This is a genomic window from Micromonospora sp. NPDC004336 (assembly GCF_053602615.1).
In genome coordinates this window covers 20,167-39,004 of record NZ_JBSGDY010000006.1, presented here as the reverse complement: position 1 = coordinate 39,004, position 18,838 = coordinate 20,167, and the positions used below count along the sequence as shown (strand labels likewise).

Below are 18,838 nucleotides of genomic sequence, written 5' to 3'. Positions count from 1 at the left end.
CGCCGATGGCACAGACGGAGTACGTCCAGGAGCCGCTGGCCGGCTTCGACCCCGGCGCGGGCGGGATCGACCCGGCGCTGCCGCTGTACGCGACGACGTTCGTGGTGGTCGACCTGGAGACCACCGGCGGCGCGCCGGACGGCGGCGGGATCACCGAGATCGGCGCGGTGAAGGTGCGCGGCGGCGAGGAGCTGGGCGTGCTAGCCACCCTGGTCAACCCGGGCGTGCCCATCCCCCCGTTCATCACGGTGCTCACCGGCATCACCCAGGCCATGCTCGTGCCGGCCCCGCCGATCGAGCAGGTGCTGCCGAGCTTCCTGGAGTTCATCTCCGACGCCGTGCTGGTCGCCCACAACGCCCCCTACGACGTCGGCTTCCTCAAGGCCGCCTGCGCCGCGCACGGCTACCGCTGGCCCAACCCCCGGGTCCTCGACACCGCCGCCCTGGCCCGTCGGGTGCTGACCCGCGACGAGGTGCCCAACCGCAAGCTCGGCACCCTCGCGGCCTACTTCCGCACCACCACCCAGCCCACCCATCGGGCGCTCGACGACGCCAAGGCCACCGTCGACGTGCTGCACGGGCTGATCGCCCGGCTCGGCGGGCACCGGGTCGACACCGTCGGCGACGCCATCGAGTTCGCCCGCGCGGTCACCCCCACCCAGCGACGCAAGCGGCACCTGGCCGAGGGGCTGCCCAAGGCGCCGGGGGTCTACATCTTCCGCGCCGCCGACGACCGGCCGCTCTACGTCGGCACCTCCGGCGACATCGCCACCCGGGTGCGCAGCTACTTCACCGCCGCCGAGAAGCGGGCCCGGATCTCGGAGATGCTCGCCGCGGCGGAGCGCGTCGAGGCGGTCGAGTGCGCCCACTCGCTGGAGGCGGAGGTCCGCGAGCTGCGGCTGATCGGGGCGCACGCCCCGCCGTACAACCGGCGGTCGAAGTTCCCGGAGCGGGCGGTCTGGCTTAAGTTGACCGACGGGCCCTACCCCCGGCTGTCGGTGGTGCGGGGCATCTCCCCCGGCGACGCCGGCTACCTCGGCCCGTTCAGCTCCCGGCGCACGGCGGAGCTGGCCGCCGCCGGCTTCCACGACGCCGTGCCGCTGCGGCAGTGCACCCACCGGCTCTCGCTGCGCACGGTCACGCCGGCCTGCGCGCTGGCCGAGCTGGGTCGCTGCCCGGCGCCCTGCGAGCACCGGATCACCCCGGAGGAGTACGACGCCCGCGCGGTCGCGCCGTTTCGCACCGCGACCGCCAGCGACCCGCAGCCGGTGGTCGACGCGCTGCTGGCCCGGATCGAGGCGCTCTCCCGCGACCAGCGCTACGAGGAGGCGGCGGTGGTGCGTTCCCGGCTGACCGCGGTGCTGCGGGCGACGGTGCGGATGCAGCGGCTGGCCGCGCTGACCGGGATCGCCGAGTTGGCCGCCGCCCGCCCGGCCGCCCGGGGCGGCTGGGAGCTGGCGCTGGTGCGGCACGGCCGGCTGGCCGGGGCGGGGGTGTCGCCGCCCGGGGCCCACCCGCGACCGACGATCGCCGCGATCCGGGCGACCGCCGAGACCGTCCCGCCCGGCCACGGCCCGATCCCGCGCGCCTCGGCCGAGGAGACCGAACGCATCCTGTCCTGGTTGGAACGACCGGAGACCCGGCTGGTCGAGATGTCCTCCGGATGGGCGTCCCCGGTGGCCGGCGCGGCACGTTTCCGCGACCTGCTGAGCAAGGCCGAGAACGCCGCGTCCCACCAACTCTCGACCGAACGCTCATGACCAAGTGACCGATCGGACTACGTCGGCTCGCTTAGTCTGTTAGAGAAGTGCAGTCCTGCCCGTTTCGTGGGCCTGCTCCCGGTTGCCCGGGTCTCGGCAGCCGTGGGGCCGGGGTGAGGAGGTGTCCCGCGTGGACGTCGACGCCGGACGCGGCGCCGCCCTGGGGGGCGCCCTTCCGACCCAACCGGGCGAGCTGCCGCTGGCCCGCCGGCTCCGGTCGCTGCTGAGCTGGCCCACCGCCGACACCGACCCGGTGAGCCACCTGGTCCGTACGCATCGGACGATCCATCCGGGCACCGAGCCCTCCGTGCTGCGCCGGGCCTACACGATCGCGGAGAACATGCACCGCGGGCAGTTCCGCAAGAGCGGCGAGCCCTACATCACCCATCCGCTGGCGGTGGCCCAGATCTGCGCCGAGATCGGCATGGACGCCACCACCCTGGTCGCCGCGCTGCTGCACGACACCGTGGAGGACACCCGCTACACGCTCCAGGCGCTCGCCGAGGACTTCGGGCGCGAGGTGGCGCACCTGGTCGACGGGGTGACCAAGTTCGACAAGGCGTTCTACGGCAAGGCCGCCGAGGCCGAGACGATCCGCAAGATGATCATCGCGGCCGGCAAGGACGTGCGGGTCCTGATCATCAAGCTGGCCGACCGGCTGCACAACATGCGCACGCTGGGCGTCCGGTCCGCCGCGTCCCGGGAGCGGATCGCCCGCAAGACGCAGGAGGTGCTGATCCCGCTCTGCGACCGGCTGGGCATCCAGATGCTCAAGCGGGAGCTCGACGACGTGGTGCTGCTGCACCTGGAGCCGGAGGAGCACGCCCGCATCGCCCGGCACGTGCACGACCGGCCCGGCTGGGACGCGTACCTCGACGAGGTGGTCGCCCGGGTGCGCTCGGCGCTGCGCCGAAACCGGGTCGACGCCGAGGTGACCCCCCGCCCCCGGCACCTCTACTCGATCTGGAAGGACACCGTGTCGGGCGGTCACACCGCCCCCTACGACCTGCCCCGCATCGCCATCGTGGTGGACGGCCCGCCCACCGACTGCTACGCGGCGCTGGGCGCGGTACACGGCCTGTGGCGACCGGTCCCCGGCCGGTTCAAGGACTTCATCGCCTCCCCGAAGAACAACCTCTACCGCTCCCTGCACACCAGCGTCTGCGGCCCGAAGGACCGCACGGTGGAGGTGCTGATCCGCACCGAGGAGATGCACCGCTCGGCCGAGTACGGCGTCGCCGCCGACTTCCGCTTCCCGCGCACCGGCGGCACGGCGGCGTGCGCGGAGCAGCTCGACTGGCTGCGCCGGGTGCTCGACTGGGAGCAGGACGCGGCCGACCCGGCCCAGTTCCTCGAGTCGCTGCGGTGCGACCTCTCCGAGGCGCAGGTGCAGGTCTTCGCCGACGGCCGGCAGGTCGTGCTGCCGGCCGGGGCCACCCCGGTCGACCTCGCCTACGAGCTGGGCACCGAGCGCGGCGACCACTGCCTGGCCGCGCGGATCAACGGCCGGCTGGCCCCGCTCTCCTCCGCGCTGGAGGAGGGCGACGTGGTGGAGATCTTCACCGAGACCGACGCGGCGAACGGCTTCGACGCCGACGTGGCCCCCCGCGGCCCGCGCCGCGAGTGGCTGGACTTCGTCAAGTCGCCGCACGCGCAGATGCAGATCAGCCGGTGGTTCGCCGAGCACACCGAGCCCGGCATCTCCATCACCGACAAGGTGCGCCTCGGCCGGGCCACCATCGGGCTGGCCCTGCGCAAGCACGACCGCGGGCTGGCCAGCGACCTGCCCCTGCTGCGGCTGTCGGAGGAGCTGGGCTACCCCGACCTGGAGACGCTGCTGGTGGCGGTCTTCGACCGGGTGATCGAGCCGGACACCGTCGTACGCCAGCTCATCGACCTGGTCGACCACCGGCAGTGACTCCTCGGGACCGGGTCGTCCGAACGTTCCTCGCGGCCACTAGCCTGGGGTCATGATCCCCCGCTCGCGCGCCACCGGCCGGGCCGTCGCCTACCAGGTCTTCTACCGGCTGCCGCTGCCGGTACGCCGTCGCCTGGTCCGGCTGGCCGTGCCGAAGTACATCGTCGGCGCGGTCACCCTGGTCCGGGACAGCGAGGCGGAGGGCGCGGGCCGGCTGCTGCTGCTGCGTCAGCCGCCCGGCAAGGGCTGGGGGCTGCCCGCCGGCCTGTTGCAGAAGGGCGAGGCCCCGGTCGTCGGGGCGGCCCGGGAGCTGTACGAGGAGTCCGGCGTCCGGCTCTCCCCCCGCGACCTGAGCCCCGCCGTCCCCAACGCCGTGGTGCACGCCAAGGGCTGGGTGGACGTGGTGTTCACCGCCGAGGTACCGGCGTCGAGCACCGAGCTCAAGGTCGACGGCGCGGAGGTCTTCGAGGCCGCCTGGCACCCGCTGGACGACCTGCCGAAGCTGACCTGGCCGACGGCGCGGCTGCTCGCGTACTACGACATCGGGCCGCTGGCCGGCCAGTTCCCGCCCCCGGTGCCCGACGCGAAGCCGTGAGCGCCGACCGCGCCGCCGACGACGGGGCCACCGCCACCGCCCCGGCCGACGTCTGCGCGGTCGTGCTCGCCGCCGGTGAGGGCACCCGGCTGCGGCCGCTGACCGAGCGGGTGCCGAAGGCGCTCTGCCCGGTGGGCAACGTGCCGCTGCTGGACCGGGCGCTGCACCGGCTGGCCGGCCTCGGCCTGGTCGGGCCGGCCCGGGTCGCGGTCAACGCCTGCTACCTCGGCGAGCAGGTCGTCGCCCACGTCGGTGACCGCGCCCACCTGTCGGTCGAGCCGGGCTCGCCGCTGGGCACCGCCGGCGGGGTCGCGAAGCTGCGGGACTGGATCGCCGGGCGGGGGGTGCTGGTCGGCAACGCCGACGCCTACCTCGCCGACCCCGCGCGCCCCCCGGGACCGGACGTGGCGGCGCTGCTCGACGGCTGGGACGGCGAGTCCGTACGCCTGCTCGGCCAGCCCGCCCCCGACCCGGCGGCGCCGGGCACCTTCGACGGCCACGTGTTCACCGGGTTCTCGCTGCTGCCGTGGCGGCTGGTGCGGGCCCTGCCGGTCGAGTTCGGCGACCTGGTCCGCGCCGTCTGGCGGCCGGCGGAGGCGGCGGGGGCGCTGAGCGTCGTGCCCTACCCCGGCACGTTCTTCGACACCGGCACCCCGGTCGACTACCTGGCGGCCAACCTGCACGCGGCCGGCGGCGGCAGTCTGGTGGCCCCCACCGCCACGGTGACCGGCCACTGCCGGGAGGCGGTGATCGGCGCGGACGCCGTCGTGCGGGGCGACGTGGAACGCGTCGTCGTCTGGCCGGGCGCCACCGTCGGGCCCGGCGAGCGCCTGCGCGACGCGATCCGCGCGGGCGGCCGCACCGTCCCCGCCACACCGCCGTCCGCCGGTCCGGGAAACATCTAGCATGGGCGACGACGCCGACGAACGGAGAAATGTCCCGTGATCACCGCGATCGTGCTGATCGACTGCGCCACCGACTCCATCCCCGAGGTGGCCGAGGCCCTGGCCGCCCTGCCCGGCGTCAGCGAGGTCTACTCGGTGGCCGGCCACGTCGACCTGATCGCCATGGTCCGGGTCCGGGAGTTCGACCAGATCGCCCAGGTGATCGCCGGCAGCATCTCCAAGGTGCCGGGGGTGCTGAACACCGAGTCGCACATCGCCTTCCGGGCGTACTCCCAGCACGACCTGGAGGAGGCGTTCGCGATCGGGCTCGCGAACGCCGACTGAGCGCGGACGCCGCGTCCCCACGCGACACGCGCGACGGCCGGCCCACCCGGAGGTGGACCGGCCGTCGTGGTACCGCGAGCGTCAGCTCTGCGCCGGAGCCGGCGACTCGGTGACGGTGCCGCCCGGAGCCGGCGACTCGGTGGTGCCGCCCGGAGCCGGGGTCTCGGTGCTGGTGCCGCCCGGAGCCGGGGTCGTGCCGCCCGGGCTCGGGGTGCCGCTGGCGCTGGTCTGCGGCACCGGGATGCCCAGCTGCTCGGCCAGCTGCACCAGCGCGTCGTAGTGCGCCTGCAGGGTCGGCAGGGCGGTCTGCGCCAGCTGGACCACCGACTGCTCGGAGCCCTGCGAGATCTCCGTCTGGGTGGCCTGGATGGCCTGGACGTGACCGGCCAGCTCACTGGTCACCCAGAGCCGGTCGAACTCCTCGCCGCTGGCGTTGTTCAGCTGGTCGATGACGGCCTGCTGGTCCGCGGTCGGCTCGCTCGGCAGCTCCACCCCGAGCTGGGACGCGGTCTGCTGCACCGTCTGGTCCAGCTGCGTGTGGTCCGTCTTGAACCGGGCACCCAGGTCCTTGACCCCCTGGTTCTGGCCCTTCTGCTGGGCCAGGTCACCCGCGGTGATCTCGAACAGGTTGACCTGGTGCACGGCCTGCAGGTACTGGGTGTCCTGCTGTGACGGCTGCACCGCGGCCTGCGCCGCCGCGGCCGGCGCGATTCCCACCAGCACCAGCGCGGCCAGCAGGCCGAGGCGTTTGATTCCCAACATGCTTCCTCCCCCTTGAGACGTTGGACCGCACGGATACCCGGCTGACCGGGGTTATTCCTGCGATCCCCGCCCTCGGGGGCGGGGGACGACACCGCACGCGCCGGCCCGTCGGGGTGCGGAAACGGGCGTGGCGCCCACCGGAGGACTCCGGTGGGCGCCACGCCAGGGGTGTCGCGAGGTCAGCGCCGGCTCTCGCCGCTGCCGACCTGCTCCCGGTCGGGCCGCGGCTCGACCGGCGGGTGGCCCGGCGAGACCGGCGCCTCGGCCGGCTTCTCGATCGGGTAGAAGAAGCCCCGGATGGCCGGGCCGAGGGCACCGAGCCGGTTCATCTTCTTCGGCACGACCCAGCCGGCGTACTCCAGGCCGTGGCCGTCGCCCGGGGCGAGCGGCTGGTGGACCTCCTCGAACCGGCCGTCGGGCAGGCGCCGGATGATGCCCGTCTCCACGCCGTGGGCGAGCACCTCGCGGTCGTGCTGCTGCAGACCCAGGCAGATCCGGTAGGTGACGTAGTACGCCAGCGGCGGCAGGACGAGCAGACCGATCCGGCCCGCCCAGGTCATCGCGTTCAGGCTGATCTGGAACTTGTCGGCGATGACGTCGTTGGCGCCGGAGAGGGTCAGCACGATGAAGAACGCCACGGCCATGGCGCCCACGGCGGTGCGCGCCGGCACGTCGCGGGGCCGCTGGAGCAGGTTGTGGCTGCGGGTGTCCTTGAGGCGGCGGGCCTCCAGGAACGGGTAGAGCGTGGAGAGCCCCACCAGGATGCCCGGCAGCACGACCGTCGGCCAGAACAGCGGCGGGATCACGTAGCCGTCGCCGATCGGGATGTTGATCTCCCAAGCCGGCATCAGGCGGGTCGAGCCGTCGAGGAACATGACGTACCAGTCGGGCTGGCTGGCGGCCGAGACCACCCACGCCTCGTACGGGCCGAACAGCCAGATCGGGTTGATCTGGAACAGGCCGCCCATCAGCGCGATCACGCCGAAGACGACCATGAAGAAGCCGCCCTGCTTGATCGCGTAGCGCGGGAACATGCGCTCGCCGACCACGTTGCCGTTGGTCCGGCCGGGGCCGGGCCACTGGGTGTGCTTCTGCTTGAAGACCAGGCCCAGGTGGACGCTGATCAGCGCGATCAGCAGACCCGGGACCAGCAGCACGTGGGCGATGTAGAACCGGCTGATGATGATGGTGCCCGGGAACTCGCCGCCGAAGACCGACGAGGTGACCCAGGAGCCGATCACCGGGATGGAGAGCATGATCGCCGAGGCGATCCGCAGACCGGTGCCGGAGAGGCCGTCGTCCGGCAGCGAGTAGCCGGTGAAGCCGGCGAGGAAGCCGACCCAGAACAGCAGCGAGCCGATGATCCAGTTCGTCTCACGCGGCTTGCGGAACGCGCCGGTGAAGAAGACCCGGAGCATGTGCACCACGATCGCGGCCATGAACAGCAGCGCCGACCAGTGGTGCATCTGCCGCATGATCAGGCCGCCGCGGACGTCGAACGAGATGTCCAGGCTGGAGGCGTACGCGGCCGACATCGGCGTGCCCCGCAGCGGGGCGTAGCTGCCGTTGTAGACCACCTCGGTCATGGCCGGCTCGTAGAAGAAGGTCAGGAAGACGCCGGTCAGCAGCAGGACGACGAACGAGAAGAGCGCGATCTCGCCCAGCAGGAACGACCAGTGGTCCGGGAAGACCTTGTTCAGCAGCCGGCGCAGCGGGGTGGCCACCTGGAAGCGGTCGTCCACTCCCCGGGCGACGTTGCCCGGGACTGCTGCCTTGTCAAACTTGCGCCGCTTCACGGCCGCTCCCAGAAGTCGGGCCCGACGGTCTCGGTGTAGTCGGACTTGGCCACGAAGTAGCCCTCGGAGTCCACCTCGATCGGCAACTGCGGCAGCCGCCGGCTGGCCGGACCGAAGATGGGCCGGGCGTTGTCGGTGATCAGGAACTGCGACTGGTGGCACGGGCAGAGCAGACGGTTGGTCTGCTGCTCGTACAGGCTCGCCGGGCAGCCGGCGTGCGTGCAGATCTTCGAGTAGGCGGCGTAGTTGCCCCACATGTAGTCGCCGTGCCCGACCCGCTCGTTGGCCCGGCGCGACTCCAGCGCGTCGGAGTCCCGCAGGTGGATCAGCAGGGTCGGCGAGTCGGCGTGCAGGTTGCTCACGCCGTGCGGGATGCCCGGGAAGACGGTGATCTGGCCGCCGGCGCTGACGTCCGCCGGGCGGACCGGCCGGCCGTCCTCGCGGACCAGCCGGACCTTCTTGCCGCCCTCGGCCGGGGCGAACCCGGTGGTGAACATCTGGTTGTTCTTGTGCGGCTGGGAGATCAGGCCACCCACCAGGGGGGCGGCGGCGACCGCGCCGACCGGCGCGAGGCCGGCCAGCAGCGAGATGCCGAGCAGCGGCCGGCGCTTCACGCCCAGCTCGTCGGCCATGTAGAGCATGGTCTGACCGGTGATGATCCGGTCGTCCTCGCTGACGGCGCCCTCGTGCCGGTCCTGGATCGAGACCTCCTTGGGCAGCAGCTTCTTGCCCCAGGTCAGGATGCCGAAGCCGACGCCGAGCAGGGCCACGCCGAGGGTGAGGCCGAGCAGCGGGGTGTACCACTTGTCGCCGCCGCGGCCGGGAGCGTACTCCCACGGCCACCAGATGTAGATCACCAGGAAGGCGGTCGCCGCCAGGCCGGTCAGCAGGAAGAACGACGCCACGGTGCGGGTCAGCCGGCGCTCGGCCTTGCTGCCCGGGGCGACCTGCGGCTCGTAGTGGACGATCTCGATGTCGTCCCGGCGCGCGCCCTCGCGGACGATGTCGAACTGGCTGAGCCCGGGGGTCCTCACGTCGAGCGGCTCCCGGCCCTGCTGGGCCTGGTGCTCGGTGTGCGTGGTCATGCCGTCACCTCGCTACGGGCGGTGCCGGCCCCCGGCACCACAGCACTGAATCGGATGATCCGTCCGGTCACGACTTGCCCGCGATCCACAGGCTCGCGAAGACGAGCGCGACGATGCCGACCAGGAAGATCGCCAGTCCCTCGGTGGACGGCCCGTACCGACCGAGGTTGAAGCCGCCCGGGTCCTTGTCGTGCTTCAGGGTCTCCTGGATGTAGGCGATGATGTCGGCCTTCTGCTGCGGCGAGATCTGGTTGTCGCCGAAGACCGGCATGTTCTGCGGGCCGCTGAGCATCGCGGCGTAGATCTGCCGGTCGCTGGCCGGGCGCAGGCTCGGCGCGTACTTGCCGGAGGACAGCGCGCCGCCGCCGCCGCCGAAGGCGTGGCACTGCGAGCAGTTGATCCGGAACAGCTCGCCGCCGGCCGCGATGTTGCCGTCGGAGTGCAGGTCCTCGCCGTTCGGCACGACCGGGCCGCCGCCGAGCTCCTGGACGTACTGCGCGAGCTGGCGGACCTCCTCGTCGGTGAAGAGCTCCGGCTTGCGCTGCGCCTGGGCCTCCTGCCGGGCCATCGGCATGCGGCCGGTGCCGACCTGGAACTCCACCGAGGCCGCGCCGACGCCGACCAGGCTCGGCCCGCGTCCCTCGACGCCCTGGGCGTTGCGACCGTGACAGGTCACACAGCTCACGTCGAACAGCGCCTTGCCCTCCGCGGCGGCGCCGGTGAGCGGGGTGTCCTGCGCCTGCACGCCGGGGGCGAAGACGGTGTAGGCGCCGCCGGCCAGCATCAGCGCGGCGAACAGCCGGACCGCGGCACCCAGCCGGCGGCGGCCCCTGCTGCGCGCCGCGGGCCGCTCGCGCAGCCGCGCGAGCAGACCGCGTCGGCGGTCGTTGTCAGAAGTCATGACCTGTGTCCTTAACCGGTTGGACCTTGTCTCAGGGGACGGAGCAGCGGCGCGGTTCGTGACGCGCCAAGATCACTGAAGCCAGTAGATCATGGCGTAGAGCCCGATCCACACGACGTCGACGAAGTGCCAGTAGTAGGACACGACGATCGCCGACGTGGCCTGCGCCGGCGTGAACCGGCCCATGGTCGTGCGGATCATGAAGATGATGAAGGCGATCAGACCGCCGGTCACGTGCAGACCGTGGAACCCGGTGGTCAGGTAGAACATCGACCCGTAACCGTCCGAGTTGATCTTGATGCCCTCGTGCACCAGCTCGCGGTACTCGTTGAGCTGACCGAGCACGAAGATCAGGCCCATCACGAAGGTGATCGTGAACCAGCGCCGCAGGGCGTGGACGTCACCCTTCTCGGCGGCGAACACACCGAGCTGGCAGGTCACCGAGGACAACACCAGGATCACCGTGAAGGTGGTCGCGTAGGGGATGTTGAGGTGCTCGGTGTGCTCCGCCCACTGCTCCGGCGCCGCCGCGCGGATGGAGAAGTACATCGCGAACAGCGCCGCGAAGAACATGAGTTCGCTGGAGAGCCACACGATCGTCCCGACGCTGACCATGTTGGGTCGGGTCAGGGAGTGGATCCGGCTCTTGTCAATGGCTGGGGCCGCAGTCACGCGGTCATTATTGCCCCTGACCGGGGCCGGCGATCAGCGGGGGGCCAAACCCGTGGCATCGGCAGCCCGATCGGGGTCGTCCGGTTCGCCTGACCTAGGCTGAAAAGCGTGCTGCACGTCGATCCGATCTCCACCGTAACCTCGGCCGCCGCGCCGACGGTGCTCGCGGCCACCCCGCCGCCGTTCACCGTCACCTCCGTGTTCACCGAGACCCGGCTGGACAGTTGGCTGGCCGTCGGCCTCGTGCTGGCCGCCGGCATCTACCTCTACGGGGTGCACCGGCTGCGGATCCGCGGCGACCGGTGGCCGGTGGCGCGTACCGTCTTCTTCCTGGGCCCCGGCCTCGGCGGGATCGCGTCGGTCACGGTCAGCGGCCTGCACGCCTACGACACGGCGTTGCTGTCGGTGCACATGGTCCAGCACATGGTGCTCTCCATGATCTCGCCGATCTTCCTGGCGCTGGGCGCGCCGGTGACGCTGGCCCTGCGCACGCTGCCGCAGCGTCCGCGCAAGCGGCTGCTGGCGATCGTGCACAGCCGGATCGCGCGGATCTACAGCTTCCCGCTGGTGGCGTTCACCATCTTCGTGGTCAACCCGTTCGCGCTCTACTTCACCGATCTCTACCGCTACACGCTCGAACACGCGTGGGCGCACGAGGTCGTGCACGCGCACTTCATCATGACCGGCTGCGTGTTCTTCTGGCCGCTGCTCGGCCTCGACCCGCTGCCCGGGCGCTGGCCGTACCCGGCCCGGGCGCTGCTGATGCTGCTCTCCGTGCCGTTCCACACCGTGCTGGGGCTCACCATCATGCAGAGCAGCACGCTCTTCGGCGGCGACTGGTACCCGTCGCTGGGGCTGACCTGGTCGGACCCGTGGCAGGACCAGGTGGTCGCCGGGGGCATCCTCTGGGCCGGCGGCGAGTTCGTCAGCGTGACCATGCTGGCCGTGCTGGTCGTGCAGTGGATGCGCCACGCCGAACGGGAGGCCCGCCGGCTCGACCGCGACCTGGACCGCCAGGAGGCCCGCCGGCGCGCCGCCGAGTCCGCCGCCGAGGCGGCCAGCTGAGCTGCGCCGACGGTACGCCCCGACGGCACCGACGGGCGGCCGTCGCGCACCTCACACCCAACGGTAGGATCAGCGGGCAGCTACGAGGTGGGAGCAAGTCCAGCCAATGAGTGAGCGCAACGAACGAACCACCGTGGGACACGCCGGCACGGCCGGGACTCGGACCCTTCGGCGAAGCGGAGTGCCGGCATGAGCGATCGTCTTTGCACCGTCCTGCTCTACAGCGACGACCCGCAGGTCCGTGACCGGATGCGGCTCGCCGTCGGCACGCGTCCCGCGCCCGGCCTGAAGATCGAGTTCGTCGACGCCACCACCTACGCGGAGTGCGTCCGGCTGGTCGACGACTACGAGATCGACCTGCTGCTGCTCGACGGCGAGGCGACCCCCGGCGGTGGCATCGGCATCGCCCGGCAGATCAAGGACGACCGGGACGACGCTCCCCCGACCTGCGTGGTGATCGCCCGCGCCGCCGACCGATGGCTCGCGGCCTACGCCGAGGTCGACGCCACCCTGGTGCACCCGCTCGACCCGGTGACCACCGGCACCACGGTGGCCGAGCTGCTGCGGACGCACGCCCCCGCCTGACGTCCCCGCTCCGGCCCGGCTCGGCGCCGGACCACCGGCGCCGGTTCCGTCCCACCCGTTTCGCACGCTCGGGAGGCCCGCCATGGGCGATCGGACCTGGCCGCACCTCCTCGCCGCGCTGCTGCGCGGCGAGGAGCTCTCCACCGCCGACACCGCCTGGGCGATGGGCGAGATCATGTCCGGCGCCGCCGCCCCCGCGCAGATCGCCGGCTTCGCCGTCGCGCTGCGCGCCAAGGGCGAGACCTCGGCGGAGCTGGGCGGCCTCGTGGAGGCGATGCTCCGCCGGGCGGTCCCGGTCGAGCTGCCCGGCACGCTGCGCGACACCGCCCTCGACGTCGTCGGCACCGGCGGCGACCTCGCGCACACCGTGAACATCTCCACCATGGCCTCCCTGGTGGTGGCCGGCGCCGGCGTCCGGGTGGTCAAGCACGGCAACCGGGCGGCGTCCTCCTCCTGCGGCACGGCGGACGTGCTGGAGTTCCTCGGGGTGCCGCTGGACCTGGGGCCGGAGGGGGTGGCCCGGTGCGTCGCCGAGGCCGGCATCGGTTTCTGCTTCGCGGCCCGCTACCACCCCGGGATGCGCCACGCCGGCCCCGTACGCCGGGAGATGGGCGTGCCCACGTTCTTCAACTTCCTCGGCCCGCTGACCAACCCGGCCCGCCCCCGGGCCGCCGCCGTCGGCTGCTTCGACCTGCGGATGGCCCCGGTGATGGCCGGCGTCTTCGCCGCCCGGGGCGACTCGGCGCTGGTGATGCGCGGCGAGGACGGGCTGGACGAGTTCACCACCGCCGCCCCCACCCGCGTGTGGGCGGTCCAGGGCGGCACCGTGCGGGAGGCGCTGCTCGACGCGACCGACCTCGGGGTGCCCCGGGCCGCCCTGGCCGACCTGCGGGGCGGCGACGCCGCCCACAACGCCGGCGTGGTGCGCCGGCTGCTCGCGGGCGAGACCGGCCCGGTACGCGACGCCGTCCTGGTCAACGCGGCGGCGGCGCTGGCCACCCAGGGCCCGCTCGACGGCGACCTGACCGAGGCGCTGCGCGCCGGGATGGACCGCGCCGCCCACTCCGTCGACTCGGGGGCCGCCGCCCGTGTCCTGGACCGGTGGATCGAGGTCGCCCGCGCCGACTGACCTCGGCGTAACCGGCGGCCACGGGCGGCCCGCGGAACTTGTCGGACCCCCGTGGGAAACTACAGCTGAGTAGTTTTCCACTTCCATCATGCGCTGTTCACCACAGCACGTCCGTCGTGCGCCGTGCGGCGCGGCAGTCCCGCCGCGTGGCACGCCCCCGACGGGACCGGAGCGAGAGGAGACGCCCGTGTCGGAGCGCGAGCTCTACTGCGACACCTGCGAGGGCGTTCGGCCGTTCGAGGCGCCGCCGTGTGTCGACGACCACGGCGCCGACTGCCCCGAGCTGGCCTGCACCGGCTGCGGCGAGGCCGTGCTCGTCGCCACCTTCACCTTCCGCGCCCCGCGCCTGGCGCGGCGGCCGCACCACGCCCCGTCGCCCCACCGCCACGCCGCCTGACCGCCGTCCGCGTTCCCCCCGGGCATCGGCCGCTGCACCGCCACGGGCAGATGTCATCGTGTCGGCTGCACCCGAAAGGCAGGCCGGTGTCGGCCCCGAACGACGGACGTCCTCGTAGCCGGCTGCGCCTGAGGGGCAGGCCGGTGTCGGCCGGGCAACGTGCCGCTGCTGGACGACAGGTGACGTCGACCCACGTCCCGCCGCCGTCCCCGCGACGACGAAGGCCCGCCTCCCCTCGGGGAAGCGGGCCTTCGTGACGTGCGGGGCCGGGCGCCGGCTCAGTGCTCGGCGGTGCGCCGGGTGCCGGTGTAGTACTCGAACAGCAGGCCGCAGGCCGCGAAGATGACCAGCACACCGCCGAGGCCCAGCAGCCAGTACTGCCAGAACACCAGGCCGAATCCGGTGATCGCGGCGGACAGCGCCAGCCCGAACGGCCAGTAGCTGCCGGGGCTGAAGAAGCCGATCTCGCCCGCGCCGTCGGCGATCTCACCGTCCGGCCGGTCCTCCGGCCGCAGGTCGATCCGCCGGGAGACGAACCAGAAGAAGCCGCCGCACATCGCGCAGAGCAGGAAGCTCAGCAGCAGCGCGACCGTGCCGACCCACTCGACGTGACCGCCGGAGTCGGCGGCCGTCCAGCCGCCGTAGAGGGCGGTGGCGAAGAGCAGGAACCCGGAGATGATCAGGAAGATGCGCCACTCGGTCTTCATGCCCGCCCCCTCACTTTCCCGCGCCGACCGGCGCGGCGTCCGGGTTGAAGTTGGCCTCGGTGCGGCGGGTCTCGAACGGCTTGGTGGTCTTCGCGTACGGGTCCTCGCCGATGGCCGTCAGCGCCTCCTGCGTGGACTTGCCGTCCCGCTTGGCCGCCAGGAACTGCTCGTACTTCTCCGGCGAGACGACCCGCAGCTCGAAGTTCATGAACGCGTGGTAGCTGCCGCACAGCTCGGCGCAGCGGCCGACGTAGGCGCCCTCGGTCTCGAGCTTGGAGACCTCGAACACGTTACGGACCTTGCCGGGCATGACGTCGCGCTTGAACAGCAGCTCCGGCACCCAGAAGGAGTGGATGACGTCGCGGCTGGTCTCCTCGAACCGGATGGACCGGTCGGTCGGGAGCACCAGGATCGGGATGACCTCGCTGGTGCCGAGCACCGAGGCGACCGTGTCGGCGTCCTGGCCCTGGCCGTCGCGGTAGTTGAACTGCCAGTTCCACTTGAACGCGACCACCTCGACCGTGACGTCGGGGTTCTTGGTCGTCCGCACCACGTCGGTCTGCACGACCGCCGTGTAGTAGAAGAGCACGGAGACGATCAGGATCGGCGCGATGGTGTAGAGGAACTCCATCGGCATGTTGTAACGGGTCTGCACCGGCAGCTCGTTGCCCCGCTTGCGGTAGCGAACGATGCACCAGAAGATCAGGCCCCACACGAAGACGCCGACCGCGAGCGCCGCGATGCACGAGGCGATCCACAGGTCGTACATCCGGTGCGCCTCGGGCGTGATGCCGCCCTGCGGCCAGCCGAAGCCGCCGAACGCCGAGCCGACGTCGCAGCCCGTGAGCAGGACCAGCAGCGCCGCTCCGCCGAGACCGAGCCCGGCGAGCCGACCAGCACCACGTCCCCGGCGCCCACCGGCTCCTGGGGAAGCGCTGTGCCGTACGGCCGACGGCCGTACCTCCGAACTCCTTGCGACCACCTGGTCCTGCCTCCCTAGCGCGCCGCGGTGTCTGTCCTGTCTGCCACCCTCCGCCGGGCGGAGCGACAGCACCGGCGGCAAAGGCGTCACCGACGGTCGCAGATTACTCGACCATTACGGGCTCGACCGTGTTGGGGTCACTCTCCGCCCCCATCGGGGGGATCTTGGACGTACCGGCGCGATAGCGTTGGCTTCCGTGAGCGCTCCCCCGGTCTACCTGGACGCGGCCACCGCCGCGCCGCTGCATCCGGTCGCCCGGCAGGCGTTGCTGGCCGCCCTCGACGACGGCTGGGCCGACCCCGGCCGTCTCTACACGCAGGCCCGCCGGGCCCGCCAACTCCTCGACGCCGCCCGCGAGGCCACCGCGGCCACGCTCGGCGTCCGCGCCGACGAACTCTCCTTCACCCCCAGCGGTACGGCGGCGGCCCACGCCGCCGTGCTCGGCGGCCTGACCGGCCGGCGGCGGGTCGGCCGGACCCTGGTGCACTCCGCGATCGAACACTCGGCGGTGCTGCACGCCGCCGAGAAGCACGTCGCCACGGGCGGCGCGGCCACCTCGGTGCCGGTGGACCGGCGGGGCCGGCTCGACCTGGACCACTGGGCGGCGGCGGTTCGGGCGCCCGGCGTGGCGCTGGCCGCGCTGATCGCCGCCAGCCACGAGGTCGGCACGCTGCAACCGGTCGCCGAGGCCGCGCGGGAGTGCGCCGGGGCCGGGGTGCCGCTGTACGTGGACGCCGCCCAGGTGGTGGGCCGGGCCCCGGTGCCGGCGGGCTGGTCGGTGCTGACCGCCAGCGCGCACAAGTGGGGCGGTCCGCCCGGGGTGGGGCTGCTGGTGGTGCGCAAGGGCACCCGCTGGGAGTCGCCCTGGCCGGCCGACGAGCGGGAGGCCGGGCGTACGCCGGGAACGCTCAACCTGCCGGCGGTGGTCGCGGCGGCGGCGAGCCTGCGCGCGGCGGCGGCCGACGCGGCGGCGGAGGCGGCCCGGCTGGCGCCGCTGGTGGACCGGATCCGGGCCCGGGTGGCGGCGGAGGTGCCGGACGTGGAGGTGGTGGGTGATCCCGACCACCGCCTCCCGCACCTGGTGACGTTCTCCTGCCTCTACGTCGACGGCGAGGCCCTGCTGCACGCGCTGGACCGGCGGGGGTTCGCCGTCTCCTCCGGCTCGTCGTGCACCTCCTCGACGCTGCGCCCGTCGCACGTGCTGGAGGCGATGGGGGTGCTCTCCCACGGCAACGTGCGGGTCTCGCTGCACCGGGACACGACGGAGGCCGACGTCGAGCGGTTCCTCGCGGAGCTGCCGGGCGTCGTGGCGGAGCTGCGCGCCGAGGCGGGGGTGGTCGGGCTGTGACCGCGCCGGCGGAGCTCCTCGACTGCCGTGGTCAGCGCTGCCCGCTGCCCGTGATCGCCGTGGCGCGTCGGCTGCCCGAGCTGCCCGTCGGCACGGTGGTGCGGGTGCTGGCCGACGACCCGGCGGCGGCGGTGGACATCCCGGCCTGGTGCCGGATGCGCGGCCACGAGTTCCTCGGCACGATCACCGGCCCCGACGGCCCCGCCTACGACGTCCGCCGCCTGCACTGAGCACGCGGGAGGCGCCGCCTCCAGCTCGGCCGGCCGGCGGGCGGCCACGTCGCGGTGGCTCTCCGCCTCCCGCTTCGCGGCGGTGGCCGCGCCGACGGGGGCGGACGGTCAGCGGAGGTAGGCGAGGATGCCGGGGAGCGGGTCGGCGTCGACGGCGGTGTCCACCACCAGCCGGGGGCCGATGATCGGCTGGTACTCGGCCCGGCGCACCAGCGTCTGCTCCCACGTCGGGGTCGGCGGGCCGGGCTCGGCGGCCAGGCGTGCCTCCACGCGGCGGCGGTGCTCCGCCTCGTCGCCGCAGTGCACCTCGATCAGCCGCAGCGGGACGCCGGCACGCTCCGCGACGTCGTGCCACAGCCCTCGGGCGCTGGCGACCGGGTTGACCGCGTCGACCACCACGGGCAGCCCGAGACCGAGCTGCACCTCGGCCAGGGCGGCCACCGCCCCGTACGCGGCCATCCCCGCGGCGTCGCCGACGAGCCCCTGCCGGGCCAGCGCCCGCTCGACGGGGTCGACCGGCAGGACGGGGGCGGACAGGGCCGCGCCCAGCCGGGCCGCCAGGGTGCTCTTGCCCACCCCCGGCAGCCCGGCGAACGCCACCAGCACCGGCGTCACGGCACCAGGTGCCCGCGGACGTCCTCGGCGGCCTCGTCGCCGTACGACTCGGCCATCCGCTTGACGAAGAGGTCGCGGCGGACCTCGTACTCCTGGGTGCCGACGGTCTCCAGCACCAGGGTGGCGAGCAGGGAGCCGACCTGGGCGGCCCGCTCCAGCCCGAGGCCCCAGGAGAGCGCGGTGAAGAAGCCGGCGCGGAAGCCGTCGCCGACCCCGGTCGGGTCGACCGCGCGGATCTCCCGGGCGATCGGCACGTGGATCGGGTCGAAGTCCCGCCCGGCGATCTCCACGCCGTCCTTGCCCAGCGTGGTGACCCGCACCCTGACCCGGTCGAGCAGCTGCGCGTCGGTCAACCCGGCCTTGCTCTGCAGCAGCGACTTCTCGTAGTCGTTGGTCATCAGGTAGTCGGCGCCGTCGATCAGCCCGACGACGTCCTCGCCGGCCATCCGGGCGAGTTGCTGGGACGGGTCGGCGGCGAAGCGGTAGCCGCGGTCCCGGCACTCGGCGGAGTGCCGCAGCATCGCCTCGGGGTCGTTCGCGCCGACCAGGACCAGGTCCAGCCCGTCGAGCCGGCGAGCCACCGGCGCCAGCTCGATGTTGCGGGCCTCGCTCATCGCGCCGGCGTAGAACGAGGCGATCTGGCACATGTCGGTGTCCGTCGTGCAGACGAACCGGGCCGTGTGCGCCACCTCGCTCACGTGCACCGAGTCGCAGTCGACCCCGTGCCGCTCCAGCCACGAGCGGTAGTCGGCGAAGTCCGCGCCGACCGCGCCGACCAGCACCGGTCGCAGGCCGAGCTGCCCCATGCCGAAGGCGATGTTCGCCGCCACCCCGCCGCGCCGCAGCACCAGGTCGTCCACCAGGAAGGAGAGCGACACCTTGTGCAGCTGGTCGGCGAGCAACTGGTCGGCGAAGCGGCCGGGGAAGCTCATCAGGTGGTCGGTGGCGATCGAGCCGGTCACGGCGATCTTCATGTCAACCTCGGGGTCGGGAGCAGGGCGCCGGTCAGCCTACCGGCCCGGCCCACCCGGGATGTCCCGTCGGTCCGGGGCCGGTCACCTC

The 18,838-nt window shown here is 73.0% G+C and carries 20 protein-coding genes; 11 read left to right on the top strand and 9 right to left on the bottom strand.

Annotation, left to right across the window (positions count from 1 at the left end; translation table 11 throughout):
* Nucleotides 1-5 precede the first annotated feature (5 nt).
* The 5 genes from ACWENR_RS02785 to ACWENR_RS02765 all read left to right on the top strand — a co-directional run bounded on the left by ACWENR_RS02785 (nucleotide 6) and on the right by ACWENR_RS02765 (nucleotide 5,502).
* Entirely contained in the window at nucleotides 6-1,760 is a 1,755-nt protein-coding gene (locus ACWENR_RS02785; protein WP_452275347.1) for a DEDD exonuclease domain-containing protein, read from the top strand.
* A gap of 130 nt (nucleotides 1,761-1,890) precedes the next feature.
* The gene (locus ACWENR_RS02780; protein ID WP_452275346.1) at nucleotides 1,891-3,678 is read left to right on the top strand and encodes a RelA/SpoT family protein; all 1,788 of its coding nucleotides are present in this window, start codon (nucleotides 1,891-1,893) and stop codon (nucleotides 3,676-3,678) included.
* 52 nt (nucleotides 3,679-3,730) lie between these two features.
* Nucleotides 3,731-4,273, top strand: a complete 543-nt coding sequence (locus ACWENR_RS02775; RefSeq protein WP_452275345.1) for an NUDIX domain-containing protein — start codon at nucleotides 3,731-3,733, stop codon at nucleotides 4,271-4,273.
* Complete coding sequence (locus ACWENR_RS02770; protein WP_452275344.1) at nucleotides 4,270-5,178, top strand: nucleotidyltransferase family protein; 909 nt, start codon at nucleotides 4,270-4,272, stop codon at nucleotides 5,176-5,178. The genes ACWENR_RS02775 and ACWENR_RS02770 overlap by 4 nt, the downstream gene beginning before the upstream one ends.
* A gap of 36 nt (nucleotides 5,179-5,214) precedes the next feature.
* Nucleotides 5,215-5,502, top strand: a complete 288-nt coding sequence (locus ACWENR_RS02765) for an Lrp/AsnC family transcriptional regulator (protein WP_091104676.1) — start codon at nucleotides 5,215-5,217, stop codon at nucleotides 5,500-5,502.
* 81 nt (nucleotides 5,503-5,583) lie between these two features.
* On the opposite strand, the gene ACWENR_RS02760 is transcribed toward ACWENR_RS02765, so the two are convergent.
* From ACWENR_RS02760 to ctaE, 5 genes are all read right to left on the bottom strand, one after another.
* Complete coding sequence (locus ACWENR_RS02760) at nucleotides 5,584-6,264, bottom strand: DUF4142 domain-containing protein (protein WP_452275343.1); 681 nt, start codon at nucleotides 6,262-6,264, stop codon at nucleotides 5,584-5,586.
* 179 nt (nucleotides 6,265-6,443) lie between these two features.
* Nucleotides 6,444-8,060, bottom strand: a complete 1,617-nt coding sequence (gene qcrB, locus ACWENR_RS02755) for a cytochrome bc1 complex cytochrome b subunit (protein WP_452275342.1) — start codon at nucleotides 8,058-8,060, stop codon at nucleotides 6,444-6,446.
* On the bottom strand, nucleotides 8,057-9,145 hold the full coding sequence (gene qcrA, locus ACWENR_RS02750) for a cytochrome bc1 complex Rieske iron-sulfur subunit (RefSeq protein ID WP_452275341.1): 1,089 nt from the start codon (nucleotides 9,143-9,145) through the stop codon (nucleotides 8,057-8,059). The genes qcrB and qcrA overlap by 4 nt, the downstream gene beginning before the upstream one ends.
* A 67-nt stretch (nucleotides 9,146-9,212) precedes the next feature.
* Entirely contained in the window at nucleotides 9,213-10,046 is an 834-nt protein-coding gene (gene qcrC, locus ACWENR_RS02745) for a cytochrome bc1 complex diheme cytochrome c subunit (RefSeq protein WP_452275340.1), read from the bottom strand.
* Between the two features lie 72 nt (nucleotides 10,047-10,118).
* Nucleotides 10,119-10,718 (bottom strand): aa3-type cytochrome oxidase subunit III, encoded by a 600-nt coding sequence (gene ctaE, locus ACWENR_RS02740; protein WP_452275339.1) that lies wholly within the window; start codon nucleotides 10,716-10,718, stop codon nucleotides 10,119-10,121.
* 108 nt (nucleotides 10,719-10,826) lie between these two features.
* Here ctaE and ACWENR_RS02735 point away from each other — a divergent pair, with 108 nt between their 5' ends.
* The 4 genes from ACWENR_RS02735 to ACWENR_RS02720 all read left to right on the top strand — a co-directional run bounded on the left by ACWENR_RS02735 (nucleotide 10,827) and on the right by ACWENR_RS02720 (nucleotide 13,894).
* Nucleotides 10,827-11,783 carry a cytochrome c oxidase assembly protein gene (locus ACWENR_RS02735; protein ID WP_452275338.1) on the top strand — a complete coding sequence of 319 codons (957 nt, stop codon included), beginning with the start codon at nucleotides 10,827-10,829 and terminating at the stop codon, nucleotides 11,781-11,783.
* Between the two features lie 189 nt (nucleotides 11,784-11,972).
* Complete coding sequence (locus tag ACWENR_RS02730) at nucleotides 11,973-12,368, top strand: hypothetical protein (protein ID WP_452275337.1); 396 nt, start codon at nucleotides 11,973-11,975, stop codon at nucleotides 12,366-12,368.
* 82 nt (nucleotides 12,369-12,450) lie between these two features.
* Nucleotides 12,451-13,497: an anthranilate phosphoribosyltransferase gene (trpD, locus tag ACWENR_RS02725; RefSeq protein ID WP_452275336.1), complete on the top strand. Its 1,047-nt coding sequence runs from the start codon at nucleotides 12,451-12,453 to the stop codon at nucleotides 13,495-13,497.
* Between the two features lie 187 nt (nucleotides 13,498-13,684).
* The gene (locus ACWENR_RS02720) at nucleotides 13,685-13,894 is read left to right on the top strand and encodes a hypothetical protein (RefSeq protein WP_452275335.1); all 210 of its coding nucleotides are present in this window, start codon (nucleotides 13,685-13,687) and stop codon (nucleotides 13,892-13,894) included.
* A 278-nt stretch (nucleotides 13,895-14,172) separates the two neighbouring features.
* Here ACWENR_RS02720 and ACWENR_RS02715 read toward each other — a convergent pair whose 3' ends face one another.
* Both ACWENR_RS02715 and ctaC read right to left on the bottom strand, forming a co-directional pair.
* Nucleotides 14,173-14,601, bottom strand: coding sequence for a cytochrome c oxidase subunit 4 (locus ACWENR_RS02715; RefSeq protein ID WP_452275334.1), 429 nt, complete (start codon nucleotides 14,599-14,601; stop codon nucleotides 14,173-14,175).
* 10 nt (nucleotides 14,602-14,611) lie between these two features.
* On the bottom strand, nucleotides 14,612-15,583 hold the full coding sequence (gene ctaC, locus ACWENR_RS02710; protein ID WP_452275333.1) for an aa3-type cytochrome oxidase subunit II: 972 nt from the start codon (nucleotides 15,581-15,583) through the stop codon (nucleotides 14,612-14,614).
* 196 nt (nucleotides 15,584-15,779) lie between these two features.
* Here ctaC and ACWENR_RS02705 point away from each other — a divergent pair, with 196 nt between their 5' ends.
* Both ACWENR_RS02705 and ACWENR_RS02700 read left to right on the top strand, forming a co-directional pair.
* Entirely contained in the window at nucleotides 15,780-16,931 is a 1,152-nt protein-coding gene (locus tag ACWENR_RS02705) for a cysteine desulfurase family protein (RefSeq protein WP_452275332.1), read from the top strand.
* Nucleotides 16,928-17,161 carry a sulfurtransferase TusA family protein gene (locus ACWENR_RS02700; protein WP_452275331.1) on the top strand — a complete coding sequence of 78 codons (234 nt, stop codon included), beginning with the start codon at nucleotides 16,928-16,930 and terminating at the stop codon, nucleotides 17,159-17,161. The genes ACWENR_RS02705 and ACWENR_RS02700 overlap by 4 nt, the downstream gene beginning before the upstream one ends.
* Nucleotides 17,162-17,269: 108 nt before the next feature.
* On the opposite strand, the gene ACWENR_RS02695 is transcribed toward ACWENR_RS02700, so the two are convergent.
* Both ACWENR_RS02695 and ACWENR_RS02690 read right to left on the bottom strand, forming a co-directional pair.
* Nucleotides 17,270-17,776 (bottom strand): AAA family ATPase, encoded by a 507-nt coding sequence (locus ACWENR_RS02695; protein ID WP_452275330.1) that lies wholly within the window; start codon nucleotides 17,774-17,776, stop codon nucleotides 17,270-17,272.
* Entirely contained in the window at nucleotides 17,773-18,750 is a 978-nt protein-coding gene (locus ACWENR_RS02690; protein WP_452275329.1) for a carbohydrate kinase family protein, read from the bottom strand. The genes ACWENR_RS02695 and ACWENR_RS02690 overlap by 4 nt, the downstream gene beginning before the upstream one ends.
* Nucleotides 18,751-18,838 lie beyond the last annotated feature (88 nt).